This is a genomic window from Mycolicibacter heraklionensis (assembly GCF_019645815.1).
Taxonomy (GTDB): Bacteria; Actinomycetota; Actinomycetes; order Mycobacteriales; family Mycobacteriaceae; genus Mycobacterium; species Mycobacterium heraklionense.
The window spans coordinates 1,644,146-1,660,842 of record NZ_CP080997.1; the positions used below are offsets into that span (position 1 = coordinate 1,644,146).

12 protein-coding genes and 1 tRNA gene are annotated in these 16,697 nt (G+C 68.2%); 6 read left to right on the top strand and 7 right to left on the bottom strand.

Translation table 11 applies throughout. From position 1 onward, the window contains the following. The 3 genes from K3U94_RS07765 to K3U94_RS07775 all read right to left on the bottom strand — a co-directional run bounded on the left by K3U94_RS07765 (position 1) and on the right by K3U94_RS07775 (position 2,449). The gene (locus K3U94_RS07765; protein ID WP_220696133.1) at positions 1-759 is read right to left on the bottom strand and encodes an enoyl-CoA hydratase; all 759 of its coding nucleotides are present in this window, start codon (positions 757-759) and stop codon (positions 1-3) included. A 306-nt stretch (positions 760-1,065) separates the two neighbouring features. After that, positions 1,066-2,262 (bottom strand): IS481 family transposase, encoded by a 1,197-nt coding sequence (locus K3U94_RS07770; RefSeq protein ID WP_220696134.1) that lies wholly within the window; start codon positions 2,260-2,262, stop codon positions 1,066-1,068. 113 nt (positions 2,263-2,375) lie between these two features. Further along, positions 2,376-2,449 (bottom strand) — tRNA-Arg (locus tag K3U94_RS07775). A gap of 402 nt (positions 2,450-2,851) precedes the next feature. On the opposite strand from K3U94_RS07775, the gene K3U94_RS07780 reads away from it, so the two are divergent. The 5 genes from K3U94_RS07780 to K3U94_RS07800 all read left to right on the top strand — a co-directional run bounded on the left by K3U94_RS07780 (position 2,852) and on the right by K3U94_RS07800 (position 11,937). Next, positions 2,852-4,285: an RNA-guided endonuclease TnpB family protein gene (locus tag K3U94_RS07780; RefSeq protein WP_220696135.1), complete on the top strand. Its 1,434-nt coding sequence runs from the start codon at positions 2,852-2,854 to the stop codon at positions 4,283-4,285. A gap of 165 nt (positions 4,286-4,450) precedes the next feature. Next, positions 4,451-5,899, top strand: coding sequence for a wax ester/triacylglycerol synthase family O-acyltransferase (locus tag K3U94_RS07785; protein WP_220696136.1), 1,449 nt, complete (start codon positions 4,451-4,453; stop codon positions 5,897-5,899). Further along, positions 5,896-7,506 carry an HAD-IB family hydrolase/lysophospholipid acyltransferase family protein gene (locus K3U94_RS07790; protein ID WP_220696137.1) on the top strand — a complete coding sequence of 537 codons (1,611 nt, stop codon included), beginning with the start codon at positions 5,896-5,898 and terminating at the stop codon, positions 7,504-7,506. Before K3U94_RS07785 ends, K3U94_RS07790 begins: the two co-directional genes overlap by 4 nt. Then, positions 7,503-9,857 carry a glycerol-3-phosphate 1-O-acyltransferase gene (locus K3U94_RS07795; protein ID WP_220696138.1) on the top strand — a complete coding sequence of 785 codons (2,355 nt, stop codon included), beginning with the start codon at positions 7,503-7,505 and terminating at the stop codon, positions 9,855-9,857. Before K3U94_RS07790 ends, K3U94_RS07795 begins: the two co-directional genes overlap by 4 nt. Positions 9,858-9,924: 67 nt before the next feature. Then, positions 9,925-11,937, top strand: coding sequence for a bifunctional copper resistance protein CopD/cytochrome c oxidase assembly protein (locus K3U94_RS07800; RefSeq protein WP_047319903.1), 2,013 nt, complete (start codon positions 9,925-9,927; stop codon positions 11,935-11,937). Between the two features lie 19 nt (positions 11,938-11,956). On the opposite strand, the gene K3U94_RS07805 is transcribed toward K3U94_RS07800, so the two are convergent. After that, entirely contained in the window at positions 11,957-12,535 is a 579-nt protein-coding gene (locus tag K3U94_RS07805; protein ID WP_220696139.1) for a TetR/AcrR family transcriptional regulator, read from the bottom strand. A gap of 127 nt (positions 12,536-12,662) precedes the next feature. Here K3U94_RS07805 and K3U94_RS07810 point away from each other — a divergent pair, with 127 nt between their 5' ends. Beyond that, positions 12,663-13,493 carry an SDR family NAD(P)-dependent oxidoreductase gene (locus tag K3U94_RS07810; RefSeq protein ID WP_220696140.1) on the top strand — a complete coding sequence of 277 codons (831 nt, stop codon included), beginning with the start codon at positions 12,663-12,665 and terminating at the stop codon, positions 13,491-13,493. On the opposite strand, the gene K3U94_RS07815 is transcribed toward K3U94_RS07810, so the two are convergent. Genes K3U94_RS07815 through K3U94_RS07825 form a run of 3 tightly spaced genes read right to left on the bottom strand, consistent with a single transcriptional unit; the run spans position 13,455 to position 16,645 of the window. After that, complete coding sequence (locus tag K3U94_RS07815; RefSeq protein ID WP_220696141.1) at positions 13,455-14,186, bottom strand: nitroreductase family protein; 732 nt, start codon at positions 14,184-14,186, stop codon at positions 13,455-13,457. The two genes, K3U94_RS07810 and K3U94_RS07815, sit on opposite strands and share 39 nt — an antisense overlap. Next, entirely contained in the window at positions 14,183-15,379 is a 1,197-nt protein-coding gene (locus tag K3U94_RS07820; RefSeq protein ID WP_220696142.1) for a saccharopine dehydrogenase family protein, read from the bottom strand. The genes K3U94_RS07815 and K3U94_RS07820 overlap by 4 nt, the downstream gene beginning before the upstream one ends. A 27-nt stretch (positions 15,380-15,406) precedes the next feature. Continuing rightward, positions 15,407-16,645 (bottom strand): NADH:flavin oxidoreductase/NADH oxidase family protein, encoded by a 1,239-nt coding sequence (locus K3U94_RS07825; RefSeq protein ID WP_220696143.1) that lies wholly within the window; start codon positions 16,643-16,645, stop codon positions 15,407-15,409. Positions 16,646-16,697 lie beyond the last annotated feature (52 nt).

A 16,697-nucleotide genomic window follows, 5' to 3' on the forward strand; every position in this document is an offset into this window, starting at 1 on the left:
CTATCTGCGCTGCGCTGCGGCCAGCCGTGCGGCGAAGTCCGGTGACTCGACAGTGGCCGCCTGCGGACCCAGCTCGGTCCGCTTGGCGAACTCGTGTTGGTCGCCCTCGAGAGACCCGGGGCTGGCGGTGGCCCGCATCGTGGCCTTGGTGGCCAAGACCACCGGTCGAGGCGCCGACGCCGGCCCGGCGGCCAGCGTCAACGCCGCGGCGACGGGGTCGTCGTCGATCTGCAGCGCCAAGCCGTGCCGCACCGCGGCGTCGGCGTCGAATCGCATGCCGAACAGCAGCGCGGCGCGGGCCACCTGAGGCCCCACCGCCCGGTGCAGCATCCAGGTGGCGCCGCCGCCGGGATGCAGACCCAGCTGTTGGAACCGGGCATCGAACAGCGCCGCTGGACCGGCGATCCGCACGTCGGCGGCCAGGGCCAGGTTCAGGCCCGCGCCCACCGCGGCACCGTTGACCGCGGCGATCGTGGGCAACGTGCACTGGGCGATCGCCATGAAACCGTCGTACAGCGCCAACAGCCCGTCCTCGGTGGCGACACCGAGGGCCGACAGGTCGGCACCGGCGCAGAACGCCCGGCCCGCACCGGTGACCACCACCGCGTGCACACCGGGGTCGGCTTCGGCCCGCTCCACGGCAGCCCGCAGCTGCGCCGACATGGCGCCGGTGACGGCGTTGCGCCGGTCCGGATCGTTGACGGTGATCAGCGCTACGCGGTCAGTGACGTTGTATAAGACGAGATCGGGGCGTGTCATTGCTTCCGACGCTCTTGCGGCCGGGACCGGTCAGGCGATGAAGGCGACGACCACGGCGGTCACCGCTACCAGCGCGATCATGAAGAGGGTGTAGTAGATGAGCGTCCGCTCGTGGCTCATTGGCCTGCCTTTCCCGATTTACCCGGTCTCTTTGTCGTTCCGCTACACACTGTCATGCGATACGGACGGCCGGCGCTTTGCCACCGACTGACGCGCCCGACTGACGCGCCCTGACGCGCCCCTGACGCGCCCCTGTTCAACCTCGGTTGATGCTTGACGGATCTTCTTCGGTTGATCGTTGACACTCTAGGTTAGTGATTGGGCCTGTTCGCGGGTGCGGAAGGCCCGTTTGTTTCTTACCTCGCCGCGGCTGGTTCGTGCGGCGGTCTTGACCAGATCGTCGCCGATGTAAAACCGCAGTAGATCCCCGTCGACGTGGATGTCGCAGCGTGAGCCGGCGTGGTGGGCGCCGACGCTGACTTGCTGCCAGGCGACACTGACGACCCCGTTGGTGGTGACCCGACGCGACACCCAGTCATCACCGCTGCGATCGGTGCGGTTGATCGGTGGGCTCACCGCCGTGCCGGTCACGCTCGGGGTGAATCGTTGGGCCGGGGTGAGCATGTCGATTCCTTGGTGCGGGCGGGCGGTGTTGTAATAGTCGACCCACTCATTCAACGCCAGCTGCGCGGCCCTGAGATTGCTGAAAGGCTTTTGGGTGCTCAGGAATTCAGCACGCAAGCTGCGGTGGAAACGCTCAATCTTGCCCGTCGTCGTGGGACTGCGGGGTTGGGTCAACAGATGTTCGATGCCGCTGTGGCGGCAGATCGCATCGAAGAGCACCTCCACCGGTGGGTGATTGAATCGCCCGGTGAACACCTTGCCGTTGTCGGTCAGGATCTGCTCGGGAGCCCCATAACGACTCAGCGCCGCCCGTAACCCCTCGCAGACCGCCCGGGTCCGTTCCCGGCTCATCAGGTGCGCACAGACGCACATCCGGGAATGATCATCGACACCGGTCAGTGCCTTGGCGCTGGTGCCATCGGCCAGCGGGAACCCGCCGACGACGTCCATCTGCCACAGTTGCATCGCCGCGCCGCGTTCCCAACGTTTCCACTTACGCGAACGCCGATCACGCACGCCCGGGTCGATCATGGCTGCCCGCACCAACGCCCGATAGGCCGCCGACTCCGAAGGCACCGGCCTAACACCACGCTTGGCCAACTCGAACACCAACCGGCGCGGCCCCCAATACGGCCGCGACCGACGCAACTCCAACAACTGCGCCTCGACATGGGCATCCATCTGATGCGGACAGCCCCGCGGCCGATGCGAACGATCCTTGAGCCCGTCGAGGCCCTCGGCCTCATACCGGGCCAACCAGGCATGCAGCGTCTGCCGCGACACCCCCACCTTCTCGGCCACCTGCGAGATCGACAACCCATCACCGATCACCGCCATCACGGCCTGATACCTCTGCTCAACCACGCTCAACTCCCTCATCCAGGGAGTGTCAAGGATCAACCGAAACAGCTGACAAGCATCAACCGAAACACCGTCAAGAATCAGCCGAAGCCGAAACGTCAAGCATCACCCGACGTAATACACCCCTGACGCGCCCCCGGCAGGACTCGAACCTGCGACCACAAGATTAGAAGTCATGTGCTCTATCCACCTGAGCTACGGAGGCAATGCAGGCTCAGTTTATCCGCTGGTAGAGGTGAATCCACGCCGACCGAGCAAAGCCGCAGCGGCTGTTTCCGATTTACCCCGCAGCAGACTTACTCGTTCTGCCGACCGGGCTCCCGATCCGGACGATCGGCATCCGTCGCCGGATGTGAACACCTAAGGCGTGTCGAACAACTGGCTGCGGTCGAGTCGCCGTAGGAGTAGGGCGATTTGGCTGAGGTAGAGGAAGCCTTCGTCATCCTGGCCGCTGAGGGTACGACGAACCGGTTGATGCGCGCGGGCGGTATCGGACGGATCGGAGTCATACCGCCGGCGGCGTGGTGTGCCGCCGGGTCGATCACGCGGCCCGCTACGTTCCGCCATGTCAACGTCTTGTCGGGGGCCAATGCCATGCTCACTGTTGATGAGCCGACATACGACGTTCAAGTTTTGCCTCGACCCCGCCGTCGAGCAGTCCGTGGTCTTGGCGCGGCATGCGGGTGCGGCCCGGTTCGGGTTCAACCAGTGCCTACGGCTGGTCAAGTCCGCGCTAAGTGACCGGCGTGCCGATCCTGGCATCAAGGTGCCGTGGACCGGTTTCGACTTGATCAACGCCTTCAACAGCTGGAAGAAGACCGAAGCCGCCGGGCGGGTGTTCGCCGGCGATGCCACCGGGATGACCGAGCTGATCGTGACGGGGCTGGCGTGGCGGGGCGAGGTGTGTCAGCAGGTGTTCGAGGAAGCCGCCGTCGACTGCGGCAAAGGGTTGAGGGCCTGGTCGGACTCTCGTGCTGGGAAACGCCGCGGCAAGCGTGTCGGGTTTCCCCGGTTCAAGAAAAAGACCGCGTCGACTCCGTCGTTTCGGCTGCGCAACAACCACCCCAAAGGCAAGACCGCGGCGATCCGCGTCGGAGACAACAACCGGCCGCGTTCGGTCACCCTGCCCGGTATCGGCCAGATCGCTGTGTACGACGACACCCGCCGGCTGCGGCGCATGCTCGCTGCGGGCCGCGCAAAGATCCTGTTCGCTACCGTATCCCAGTACGCTGGCCGGTGGTGGGTCGCGTTGAACGTCGAAGCCGCCGATTTGCACCCAGCGATGCAGCACCAGTCGCGCCACGCAAGTGATGCCACTGGCTGGGTCGGGGTTGATCGGGGCCTGTCGGCGTTCGCAGTCGCCGCCACCGGCGACGGGGTCGAGGTCGTCCGCATCACCGACGCGCCCAAACCACTGGCCACCCGTATGGCCCGCCAGCGCCGGATAGCGAAATCGTTGTCCCGCAAACAGAAAGGATCACATAACCGCCGCGACGCTGCCCGCAAGCTGGCCAGGCATCACCACCGCACTGCGAACATTCGCAAGCATTTCCTCCGCCGGATCTCCAACCAGCTGATCAAGACCCACGACCGGCTCGTCATCGAAGATCTGAACACCGCGGGGATGCTGGCCAATCGCCGACTCGCCCGCGCTATCGCTGACGCGAGCTGGGCTGAGTTCGCCCGCCAACTGCACTACAAACAGGCATGGCGATCCGGGCAGATCGCGGTCGCCGACCGCTGGTACCCGTCCAGCCAGCTGTGCTCGACATGCGGGGAACGTCGCCGCGATCTGAGTCTGGCTGATCGGGTGTTTAGCTGCCCAAACGGTCACCGTCTCGATCGTGACCTAAATGAGGCAATCAACCTGGCGCGCTGGGGCCAATCCCACCACGACCATCCACGAACCCCGGACCCCCAAGCAGGAGGCCGGGCCACCAACGCCCGCCGACAGGACGGCTCTGGCCAGCACCCCACGAGTGCCGGTGAAACCAGCCTGGACGAAGCGGGAACCGACGTTCACACCGCACCAGCGGCATGAGCCAAGGAACGCCCGAGAAGGGCGGTGCCGAACAACCACCACAGTTGTTCGACATGCTTTAGCGTTGAATGGTGCTCGTGAAGACTGTGAAACAGAAGGGGCGCGTGGTGGCTGCGTCGGTGGGCCGGGCAGGCCAGGGCCGGAAGCCGCAGTCTGGAGCTCGGCGTGGGTGACCGCGTCGACGCCGCCGGCCTGCCCACCGAACTCGGTGCTCTCGACTACCTGTTGCACCGCGGGGAGGCCAATCCCCGTACCCGCTCGGGGATCATGGGTCTGGAGCTGCTCGACACCACCCCGGACTGGGACCGCTTCCGGAGTCTGTTCGAGAACGTCTCGCGGAAGGTGCTGCGGCTGCGCCAGAAGGTAGTGGTGCCCACGCTGCCGACGGCTGCGCCGCGCTGGGTGGTGGACCCCGACTTCAACCTCGACTTTCATGTTCGGCGGGTCCGGGTCCCCGCGCCCGGGGGTTTGCGCGAGGTGCTCGATCTGGCCGAGGTGGCCCTGCAGTCACCGATGGACATCCAGCGCCCGCTGTGGTCGGCGACGCTGGTGGAAGGGCTGGCCGAGGGGCGCGCCGCCACCTTGATGCACCTCAGTCATGCAGTCACCGACGGTGTCGGGGGCGCCGCGATGTTCGGCCGGATCTACGACTTGGAACGCGATCCGCCGGCCCGGCCGATGCCGCCGCAACCGGTGCCTCAGGACCTGTCGGCCAACGACCTGATGCGTGACGGCATCAACCATCTGCCGGCCGCGGTGCTCGGCAGCACCCGCGACGTGCTGTTGGGAGCGCTGTCGATGGCGACCCGCACCGTGCGTGACCCGTTGTCGGCGGTCACCGGCGCCATCACCTACGCCCGGTCGGGCGCGCGAGTGATGAGCCAGGCCGCCGAACCCTCGCCGTTGCTGCGCCGGCGCAGCCTGACCAGCCGGACCGAGGCGATCGACATCCGGCTGGCGGACCTGCATCGGGCCGCCAAGGCCGGCGGCGGGTCCATCAACGACGCGTACCTGGCTGCCCTGTCGGGTGCGCTGGGGCGCTACCACCGGGCGTTGGGGGTGCCGATCGCCACCCTGCCGATGGCGATCCCGGTGAACCTGCGCGCCGAAGCCGATCCCGCCGGGGGCAACCGGTTCACCGGGGTGAACCTGGCCGCCCCGATCGGGGTCGCCGACCCGGTGGAGCGGATCAAGCGGATCCGGGCGCAGATGACCCAGCGCCGTGATGAACCTGCGATGGACGTGCTCGGCTCCATCGCACCGCTGCTGAGCGTCTTCCCGTCGCCGGTTCTGGAGAAGATGACCGAATCGGTGGTCAGCGCCGACGTGCAGGCCAGCAACGTGGCGTTCTATCCCGGCGACACCTATATCGCGGGCGCGAAGGTGCTGCGGCACTACGGGCTCGGTCCGTTGCCGGGTATCGCGATGATGGTGGTGCTGATCTCCCGTGGCGGTGAGTGCACCATCACGGTCCGCTATGACCGCGCAGCCGTGCGCGACGAGAAGCTGTTCGCCACATGCCTGGTGGAGGGCTTCGACGAAGTGCTGGCGCTCGCCGGCGATCCCGCGCCGCGCTGCGTGGCGGCCTCATTCGTCTCCGGCGGAGAGTCATGACCGACGGCGCGAAGTCTCGGCCGCCACGCGAGATGCGGCTGCCCGGCTCGGTGGCCGAGATCGCCGCCAGCCCGCCCGGCCCCAAGATCGGCGCGTTCTTCGATCTCGACGGCACCCTGGTGGCCGGCTTCACCGCCGTCATCCTCACCCGGGAGCGATTCCGCAGCCGCGACATGGGCTTGGGGGAGTTGTTCGGCATGGTCCAGGCCGGGCTCAACCATCAACTCGGCCGCATCGAGTTCGAAGAGCTCATCACCACGGCGTCGTCGGCGCTGCGCGGCCGCTCGATCAGTGACCTCGATGAGATCGGCGAGCGGCTTTTCGTCCAGAAGATCGCCAAACGCATCTACCCGGAGATGCGTGAAGTGGTGCGGGCCCATCAGGCACGCGGGCACACCGTGGTGCTGAGTTCTTCCGCGCTGACCATTCAGGTGGAACCGGTGGCCCGCTTTCTGGGCATCACCAACACGCTCACCAACGCGTTCGTGACCGACGAGAACGGTGTCCTCACCGGCGAGGTGGTGGAACCGATCCTGTGGGGGCCGGGCAAAGCCGCCGCGGTGCAGAAGTTCGCCGCCGAACACGACATCGACCTGCAGGACAGTTACTTCTACGCCGACGGGGACGAGGACGTCGCGCTGATGCATCTGGTGGGTAATCCGCGACCGACGAACCCCGAGGGCAAGATGGCCTCGGTGGCCCGTAAGCGCGGCTGGCCGGTGCTGCAGTTCAGCAGCCGTGGCAGCGGAGTCGTCGGTCAACTGCGGAATCTGGCCGGGCTCAGCTCGATCGTCCCGGTGGGCGCGGGGGCGATCGGGGTGGGCCTGCTGAGCGGCAGCCGGCGCCGGGGCGTCAACTTCTTCACCGCGCTGTTCCCGCAGGTGCTGCTGGGTCTCAATGGCGTGCGGCTCAACGTGATCGGCAAAGAAAACCTCACCGCAACCCGGCCGGCGGTGTTCATCTTCAACCACCGCAACCAGGTCGATCCGGTCATCACCGCGTCACTGGTCCGCGACAACTGGATCAGCGTCGGCAAGCGGGAGCTGGAGAGGGATCCGATCGCCGGCCCGCTGGGCAAGCTGACCGAGATGGTGTTCATCGACCGCGACGACGCGGCCGCGGCCGTGGAGTCCCTGCAACAGGTCGAGGAACGCGCCAAGCGGGGCCTGTCGGTGGTGATCGCGCCGGAAGGGACCCGGGTGGACACCACCGGGGTCGGCCCGTTCAAGAAGGGGCCGTTCCGGCTCGCGATGGCGGCCGGGATCCCGATTGTGCCGGTGATCATCCGCAACGCCGAGGTGGTCGCCGCCCGGGACTCGATGAGCGCCCACCCCGGCACCGTCGACGTCGCGGTGTTCCCGGCGATCTCGGTCGAGGACTGGACGCTCGAGACCCTGCCCGAGCGGATCGAACAGGTCCGCCAGCTGTACCTGGACACCCTGGCCGATTGGCCGGTCGACGAGTTGCCGGCCTGGTCGCCCAAGCCGCCCGCGCCGGCCAAGAAGGCGCCCGCCAAAAAGGCCCCGGCCAAGAAGACTGCCGCCAAGAAGGCCCCGGCCAAGAAGGCTCCGGCCAAGAAGCCACCGGCCCCGAAGGGGGAGCAGTGACGACATCATCGGCCACCGACCCCTCGGGATCCACCGCAACCGCTGACACGCTGGTCCTGGCCTATGTGTCGTCGCCGGTGGAGGCCGACCTCGTTCACGAGTGGCTGGAGCGCTACCGCGACGGCCGGACCGACGCCCGTATCGAGCTGCTGCAGCTGGACCCGTCCCAGCGGTCGCCCGGGGCGATGGCTCGATTGGTCGGGCACCTGGAACGCGACGAGCGGCGGTCTATCCTGCCGGTGCGCGTGTTCTGGATGCCCCGTGCCGAAGCGTCCGCCCTGAAGCGGGTGATCGCGTTGCTGCCGGGCCGCAATCCCTACCGGCCCAGTGAACGCCAACAACGCCAGATCCTGCGCACCGAGTCGTCGCTGGCCCGTGTGGTGGTTGGTGAGCCGGCCAGCGTCGCCGACCTGCGCAGCCAGTGGAGTGAGAATACCGTCGGTGAAAATCCGCGGGACTTCGCGCATTTCGTCACTCGCCGCGCGGTGCTGGCGCTGGAGCGCGCGGAGAACCGGATCCTGGGCCCGCAGTACAAATCGCCGCGCCTGGTGAAACCGGAGATCTTGGCGTCCACCCGATTTCGTGAGGGACTGCAAGCCATTCCGGGCGCCACGGTCGACGAGGCCGGCAAGATGCTCGATGAGCTGTCCACCGGCTGGAGCCGGGTGTCGGTCGACATGGTCGCCGTCTTGACCCGGATGCTCAGCCGCGGCTTCGACCCCGAGATCGACTACGACGAGTATCAGGTCGCCGCGCTGCGCACCGCCCTGGAGAACCACCCCGCGGTGCTGCTGTTCTCCCACCGGTCCTACATCGACGGGGCGGTCATGCCGGTGGCGATGCAGGAGAACCGGCTGCCCCCGGTCCACGTCTTCGCCGGCATCAACCTCTCGTTCGGATTGATGGGGCCGCTGCTGCGACGCTCCGGGGTCATCTTCATCCGCCGCAGCATCGGCAACAACCCGCTCTACAAATACGTGCTCAAGGAGTACGTCGGCTATGTGATGGAGAAGCGGTTCAACCTGAGCTGGTCCATCGAGGGAACCCGGTCGCGCACCGGCAAGATGCTGCCGCCCAAGCTCGGGCTGATGACCTACGTCGCCGATGCCTATCTGGACAACCGCACTGAAGATGTTCTTCTGCAGGGCGTTTCGATCAGCTTCGACCAGCTGCACGAGACCGACGAGTATGCCGCCTACGCCCGGGGCGGGGAGAAGACCCCCGAGGGCATCCGCTGGCTCTACCGGTTCATCAAGGCCCAGGGCGAACGCAACTACGGCAAGATCTACGTGCGTTTCCCCGAGGCCGTGTCGATGCGCCAGTACCTCGGCGCCCCCGACAGCCCGACGGCGACCGATCCGGACGCCAAGCGGCTGGCCATGCAGAAGATGGCCATCGAGGTGGCCTGGCGGATCCAGCGCGTCACCCCGATCAGCGCGACCGGTCTGGTGTCGGCGCTGCTGCTGACCACGCACGGGCTGGCGTTGACGCTCGACCAGATCCACCATTCGCTGCAGGCCGGGCTCGATTATCTGGAACGCAAGCAGACCCCGATCTCCACCAGCGCGTTGCGGCTGCGCAGCCGCGACGGGGTACGCGCGGCGGTGGATGCGCTGTCCAACGGGCATCCGGTCACCCGCGTCGACGGCGGGCGAGAGTCGGTGTGGCGGATCGCCCCCGAGGACGAACACGCCGCGTCGTTCTACCGCAACTCGGTGATCCACGCCTTCCTGGAGACCTCGATCGTCGAGCTGGCCCTGGCGCACGCCGGCCGCGGTGAAGGCGACCGGCTGGACGCGTTCTGGACGCAGGCGATGCGGCTGCGGGACCTGCTCAAGTTCGACTTCTACTTCGCCGACTCGGCGTCGTTCCGCGACAACATCGCCGAGGAGATGTCCTGGTTCGACAATTGGGAGGCGCGGGTTGCCGCGGGTGGCGCCGAGAGCGACGGCATCCTGTCGGAGAAGACGCCGGTGACCTCCGACGTCATGCTGCGGGTGTTCTTCGAGTCCTACGCGATCGTCGCCGACGTGCTCTGCGACGCACCGGCCGACATCGGCGAGAACGAACTGACCCAGTTGGCGCTGGGGGTCGGCCGCCAGTACGTGGCGCAGGGCCGTGTCCGCAGCAGTGAGTCGGTGTCCACCCTGCTGTTCGCGACCGCATGTCAGGTAGTCGCCGACCAGGGCCTGCTGGAACCCGCGCCGGATCTGACTGGGCGACGCAAAGCGTTCCGGGCTGAATTGCGCCGGATCCTGCAGGACTCCGACCACATCGCCCGCATCGCCCGGGAGGCGTTCGCCGCCCGGGACATGGAGGTGCGGCGGCATTGGCGGGGGATAGGCAGGTAGCAGGACGGGCCGGACCGTCGCCCGCCTGGTATGCGGCGCGGCGGGCGCGCACCATACCCTGGGAGCCATGACGGCGATTTCGGCGACCCGCAGCCGCGCGGCGATCTTGGTGCCGATGCTTGCCGGGCTGGCGATCCTGGCCGGGTGTACCGCCGCCGGGATCGGTGCGCTGTCGTTGGCCGATGCCCTGACCGCGACCGGTCTGCCCGACCCGGGTCCGGTGACCACGCTGGGGCTGCCGTTCGTGCGGGCGGCCGGCGAAATGGCGGCGGTGCTGGCGGTGGGATCGTTTCTGCTCGCGGCTTTCCTGGTGCCGCCGCAGCAAAGCGGGGTACTCGACGCCGCCGGCTACCGCGCGCTGCGCTTGGGCACCGCGGCGTCGGGAACGTGGGCGGTGTGCGCCGCGCTGCTGGTTCCGCTGACGATCTCGGATGTCTCCGGCCACCCGCTGTCCGAGTTCCTCGACCCAGCGACGGCCTGGTCGTTTGCCGGGCTGGTCGACACCGCGTCGGCCTGGCGGTGGACCGCGCTGCTGGCTGCGGTGGTGACCCTGGCGAGTCTGCCCGTGCTGCGCTGGTCCTGGACACCGGTGCTGCTGGCCGGTTCGCTGCTGACACTGATCCCGTTGGGGTTGACCGGGCACTCTGCCGCCGGCGGGTCACACGACCTGGCCACCAACAGCCTGCTCATCCACCTGGTCGCCGCGGGCCTGTGGGCCGGCGGCCTGCTCGCGCTGCTGGTGCACGCGCTGCGCGGCGGGGAACACGCCGACCTGGCAGCCCGGCGATTCTCCACCGTGGCGTTGTGGTGCTTCGTGGCGATGGGCCTGTCGGGGGTGCTCAACGCACTGGTGCGGCTGACCCCCGCCGAGCTGCTGACCAGCCCGTACGGCCGGCTGGTGGTGGTCAAGTTCGTCGCCCTGTGTGTGCTCGGCGCCCTCGGTGTGGGGCAGCGGCGCCGTGGAGTGGCGGCGCTGCAGAAAGATCCCAATAAGCGCGCCCCGCTGATCCGGCTGGCGCTGACGGAGGCCGTTGTCTTCGCGCTCACCTTCGGTGTCGCGGTGGGGTTGGGGCGCACCCCGCCACCCCCGCCGGCGGTGCTCAACCCGTCGGTCCCGATGGTCAAGATCGGCTACGACTTGGCCGGCCCGCCGACCGTGGCGCGGATCCTGTTCGACTGGCGATTCGACGTCGTCTTCGGCACCGCCGCGATAGTCCTGGCCGGCGTGTATCTGGCCGGGGTGCTGCGGCTGCGACGCCGCGGCGACGCCTGGCCCGCGGGCCGCACGACCGCCTGGCTGCTGGGCTGTGCGACCCTGCTGTTCGCCACCTCGTCGGGCACCGGCCGCTACATGCCGGCGATGTTCAGCATGCACATGGCCGTGCACATGCTGCTGTCGATGCTGGTGCCGATCCTGCTTGTGCTGGGCGGACCGACCACGCTGGCGCTGCGGGCGCTGCCGGTCGCCGGTCGCGGTGAGCCGCCAGGGATGCGGGAGTGGTTGCTGGCCGCGCTGCACAGCCGGGTCTCCCGGTTCCTCACCAATCCGATCATCGCGGCGGTGATCTTCGTCGTCGGCTTTTACGGGCTCTACTTCAGCAGCCTGTTCGACTCGATCGCCGGCAGCCATGCCGGCCACCTGGCGATGAACATCCACTTCATCCTCAGCGGCTACCTCTTCTATTGGGTCGTGATCGGCGTGGACCCCACCCCCCGGCCCGTCTCACCGCTGGCCAAGCTGGCGGTGGTGTTCGCCTCGCTGCCGCTGCACGGCTTCTTCGGGGTCTTCCTGATGGGCATGCACAAGGTGCTCGGGGAGTGGTTCTACGGTGCGCTGGGCTTGCCCTGGCACACCGACTTGGCTGGAGACCAGCACCTGGGCGGCGGCATCACCTGGTCGGCAGGCGAATTGCCGCTGCTGATGGTGATGATTGCGCTACTGGTGCAGTGGCATCGCAGTGACCGGCGCACCGCAAAGCGACTCGACCGCGCCGCCGACCGGGATGACGACGCCGACCTGGCCGCCTACAACGCGATGCTGGCCGAGATGGCCCGCCGCGACGGGACGGTGCAGCGCTGACCCCGCGACGACGGCCGGCCTAGCCGATCTGACCGGCTGCGGCGCGCACGGCCGCGCGCACGTGATCGGCGACGACCTGCGCGGACGAGGTGTCGAGTTTGCCGTCGAGGTGCAAGAAGGCCAGGCCGTGCACCAGTCCCCACACGGCGGTGGCCATGGCTTCCGGATCGGCCGATGGAAACACCTGCTGCACAATCGAGTTCAGATATTCCTGGATCGCGGTGACCGCATCCACCCGCTCGGTGTTACTCGGGTCGCACTGCTCGGTGAACATCACCCGGAAGAGCCCGGGCCGGCTCAGCGCGAACTGGACGTAGGCGACGGCGATCGCAGCGAGGTCGTCCGCCGTCTTCGGCGCCGGATGCGCCGCGACCAGATCGGTGGCCAGTTCGCGATAGCCCACCGCGGCGATCGCTGACAGCAGGGCGTTTCGGTCGGCGAAGTGGCGGTAGGGCGCCGCGGTCGAGACACCGGCGCGTCGGGCAGCGGCACGCAGCGACAGTTCGGTAGCGCCGTTTTCCTCAAGGAGATCCATAGCCGCGCGTAGCAGGGTTCCGGGCAGGTCGCCGTGGTGGTAGGTCTTGGTGGACGCTGACATCTGTGGCTACCCCGTGTTGACGCCGCTTACATGAGCTCATAATGTTAGCAGCATGCGCGGGTAAGCGCCGCTAACATCGGTGCTCGACAGCGTGCTCGACGGCCGCGAAGCGAAGGAGACCCTGCCCGTGAATGCACCCCGGACGATCGTGATCACCGGCGCCAGTGACGGCATCGGCGCCGTGGCGGCGCGTGCCTTGGCCGGGCCGGAGGTCAACCTCGTTGTCGTCGGGCGGTCGGCCCAGAAGTTGGCGCCCGTCGCCGCCGACACCGGTGCCACCGCGCTGACCGCCGATTTCGCCCATCTGGATCAGGTCCGCTCCCTGGCGCAACAGATCCGTGAGCAGGTCGGCCGCATCGACGTCCTGCTGAACAATGCGGGCGGAACGTTCGCGCCGCGGCTGCGCACCGCCGACGGTCACGAACCCAACTTCCAGATCAATCACCTCGCGCCCTTCTTGCTGACCAACCTGCTGCGCGACCGGCTGGCCGCAGCCAACGGCGCGCTGGTGCTGAACACCTCGAGCGTCGGCAACCTGTTCGGACACGTTGACCTCGATGACCTGGACTATCGGCGTCGGCGCGCGTTCGAGACGCGTGCCTACGGCACCAGCAAACTGATGAACATCCTGTTCACCCGCGGTATTGCCGAGCGCTGGGATTCGGAGGGGATCGTCTCGGCCGCGGTGCATCCCGGTCCGGTCGCGACCAGCTTCGGCAGGGACTCATGGTTCGTCGGCCTGCTTTACCGCACCCCGCTGCGCCGCCTCGCGGCCATCACCCCGGCCCAAGGGGCCGCACCCCTGATCGAGCTGGCCAACCGCGGCGCCGACCCGGAGATCAACGGCGTCTACTTCGACCGCCACCGAGCCCGCGGCCGCGAGAACCGCCAGGCCCACGACCCGAAGCTCATCGACGGGCTATGGGCTATCTCCACCGACCTCGTCGGCCTGGGCTGATCGCCACGGCTGGTTGCCGAACCGGTCGACATGCACCACTTCGTCGATCGGCGGACGCTGGGTCGGGCCGTACCGCCCACGGGCCCAACCGATCGGGATGATGCACACCGGCGCCATCTCGGGAGGCAGCTCCAGCACGCGGCGCGTGCTGCGAACCGACCACACCGGCAGTGTCTGCAGTGAGGCGCCCAGGCCCACCGCCCGGCACGCCAGGAGCAGGTTCTGCACTGCGGGATAGACCGACCCATAGAACGACGAGACCCTGATCTGCGGCCACCCCACCGGCCGATGCCGCAGGTTGCGCCGATAGCACGCAACGACCAGGGTCGGCAGTTCATGGTAGTGCTCACGCTGCCATTCGGACACCCTTAACTGGCGTCGCGTCGGTTCATCGGGGGCAGCCCGCATGGCAAGCCACCCGAACGGCTTGAACATTCGTTGGTAGCTGCGCACCAGCCGGCGCTTCTGCTCGGCGTCGTTGACAACGACGAATGCCCAGTCCTGGCTGTTCGAACTGGTGGGGGCCTTGAGTGCCAGCGCAAGCACCTCGCGCAGCACGTCGGCGTCGACGGGGTCGAAGTGCAGCCGGCGGATCGCGCGCTGGGAGCGCATGGCCTCGGCGAGCGGCATGTTCAATCCCGCGAGTGCCTCGCCGGCGTCGGGGGGTACGAACGGGCCCGGGGTGGTGTTCATCGCTTCTCCTCGACGACACGAAATGAGATGCCGGCCTCGGTCAGCCGGCGCAGAAGGTTCTCACCCATCGCGGCGACGGTGGTCAGCTGGCCGGAAGTCTGCGGGTTGGCGTCGAATGCCAGGCACATGGCCGACTCCGCAAGCATTTTCGCGGTCTCGCCGTAGCCCGGATCACCGCCGCGCACCTGAGTGTGCACCTGCTTCCCGCCGCCCTCGCCGATGAAATCGACGGTGAACCATGAACTGGCCCTTCGCGTCTCCGACGGGCCCTCACCCTGCGGGATTCGCCTGCCGAGCACCCGCCGCAGCCGCGGCACCTGCGCGGCGGCGACGAACGCGCCGACGCCCGCGAGGGCAGCGGCCAGCGTGGTGGCCCGCTGGAGTCCCGCGTAGTGGGTGTAGGTGAAGTCGGGGCCGTAGTCGGCGCGAGCGGCTGCGGATCGCTGCACGATCTGGGGATCGACCGTGGGCAGGGGCAGCAGCCACACGCCGAGTTCGGCATCGCGGCGCGGAACTCCGACACGGGCCCGCGTCCGGCGGCCATCGGTGCGCGGCTCGGCCTTCTTGCGTGCCACTTCGACCTGGCGCATCTGTCGCAGCCGCGACATCTGTGCCAGCGCGGAGTGCAAAGTGCCGCCGGAGATCATCATGTCGGCGCGCACCACGCCCCGCACCCGCAGCGGTACCCCGTCGGGCAGGTGCGTGACGGTGAAGAAGGCGCCCAAATCGTGTGGGATGGAGTCGAATCCGCAGGCGTGCACCAGCCGGGCACCGGTCTGCAGAGCCCTGGCGTGGTGGTTCAGATACATCCGGTCGATGAACTCCGGCTCGCCGGTGAGGTCCAGGTAGTCGGTGCCGGCCGCGGCGCACGCCGCCACCAGCGGCTCGCCGTGCTCCAGGTACGGGCCGACCGTGGCGATCACCACCCGGGCCGATTCGGCCACCGCGCGCAGCGAATCCGGATCACCGGTGTCGGCAAGCAGGAGCGGCAGCTGGGCGGCGGCCGGGTTGATGGCAGCCAGCCGGTCGCGCACCGCTTCGAGCTTGGCCTGGTTGCGCCCGGCCAGGGCCCACCGGGCATCGGCCGGAAGATGGGCCGCGAGGTAGTCGGCGGTGAGGCCGCCGGTGAAGCCGGTGGCGCCGAAGATCACCAGATCGAAAGGGCGGCGGTCAGTTTGGTCAGGGATGCTCATGTTCCATTCTTCGTCGGGTGGAGTCGGTCAGGCGGCACGGGCGTGCAGCCAGCTGTGGTAACGACGCAGGGCACGGCGCCGCAAGACGGCCTCCTGCGCGTAGGCGGCAAACGGATGCACCCTGGGTCGGGGTTGTTTGCCCTTGCCCAGCCGGCGCAGCTGATAACGGACACGGGCCATGCTGATGGCCGACGCGGCGGCCTTGTCCTTGACAGTGACCGGCCCGAGTTCGACCGCGGCGTCGGCACCGGCACGCCACTTGTTCGGCAGATCGGGATCGACGGCCAGCGCGGTCCCCATGCCGACCAGGTCGATACCGCCGGCGAGGACTTCGTCGGCCACCGATCGGCGGACGATGCCGCCGGTCAGCATCAGCGGCAGCGGACTGGACTGGGCGAGTTCCTCGGCGAGGGTGAGGAAGTACGCCTCGCGGGCTCGAGTCCGCTCGTCGGTGGCCTGACCGGTCATGGCGGGGCTTTCGTAGCTGCCGCCGGAGAGTTCGACCACGTCGACCCCGAGGGGCGCCAGCAGCTGGATCACGGTCGCGGCGTCGTCGGCGTCGAAGCCACCACGCTGGAAGTCGGCCGAGTTCAGCTTGACCGCCACGGTGAACGCGGGAGACACCGACGACCTGACCGCGCGAACGATATCGAGCAGCAGCCTGGCCCGGTTCGGCAAGGATCCGCCCCACTGATCGGTGCGCTGGTTCGACAGCGGCGAGAGGAACTGCGAGAGCAGGTAGCCGTGCGCGGCATGGATCTCTACGCCGTCGAACCCGGCCCGTTGCGCGCGCCGGGCGGTCTCGGCGAAACGTGCCACGGTCGCCTCGATCTGCTCGGCGGTCATCTCGACGGGCTGGGCCAGCCGCTTGCTGTTGCGGCCGATGTCGACCCGGATAGCCGAGGGGCCCCAGGCGACACCGGGCATGTTGGCCATCACCTGTCGACCGGGGTGGTTGATCTGCATCCACACCCGCGAGCCGCCGCTGCGGGCCGCAGCCGCCCACTGCCGGAAGGGCTCCAGCGGCGCCTGCGCGTCGAGCACGACGCCCGCCGGTCCGGTCAGCGCCTCGGCGTGGACCATCACGTTGCCGGTGATGATCAGGCCCGCACCGCCCTCGCTCCACCGCCGGTACAGCCGGAAGAGTGCCTCGTCGGGCAGTTGTCCCGCGACCGCCATGTTCTCTTCCATAGCGGCCTTGACCAAGCGGTTTTCGATGACCGAGCCGTTGGCCAGGCGCAGGGGCGTGAAGATGGTGGCGGGCATCGAACTCTCCGGACGGGGCAATGTTAACAGTGCTTACGTCAGCATAGGGCGC

Excerpts from the sequence above, each read along its gene's own strand:
- K3U94_RS07765 (WP_220696133.1), bottom strand. The coding sequence starts at position 759 with ATGACACGCCCCGATCTCGTCTTATACAACGTCACTGACCGCGTAGCG.
- K3U94_RS07770 (WP_220696134.1), bottom strand. The coding sequence starts at position 2,262 with ATGAGGGAGTTGAGCGTGGTTGAGCAGAGGTATCAGGCCGTGATGGCG.
- K3U94_RS07780 (WP_220696135.1), top strand. The coding sequence starts at position 2,852 with ATGAGCCGACATACGACGTTCAAGTTTTGCCTCGACCCCGCCGTCGAG.
- K3U94_RS07790 (WP_220696137.1), top strand. The coding sequence starts at position 5,896 with ATGACCGACGGCGCGAAGTCTCGGCCGCCACGCGAGATGCGGCTGCCC.
- K3U94_RS07800 (WP_047319903.1), top strand. The coding sequence starts at position 9,925 with ATGACGGCGATTTCGGCGACCCGCAGCCGCGCGGCGATCTTGGTGCCG.
- K3U94_RS07805 (WP_220696139.1), bottom strand. The coding sequence starts at position 12,535 with ATGTCAGCGTCCACCAAGACCTACCACCACGGCGACCTGCCCGGAACC.
- K3U94_RS07815 (WP_220696141.1), bottom strand. The coding sequence starts at position 14,186 with ATGAACACCACCCCGGGCCCGTTCGTACCCCCCGACGCCGGCGAGGCA.
- K3U94_RS07820 (WP_220696142.1), bottom strand. The coding sequence starts at position 15,379 with ATGAGCATCCCTGACCAAACTGACCGCCGCCCTTTCGATCTGGTGATC.
- K3U94_RS07825 (WP_220696143.1), bottom strand. The coding sequence starts at position 16,645 with ATGCCCGCCACCATCTTCACGCCCCTGCGCCTGGCCAACGGCTCGGTC.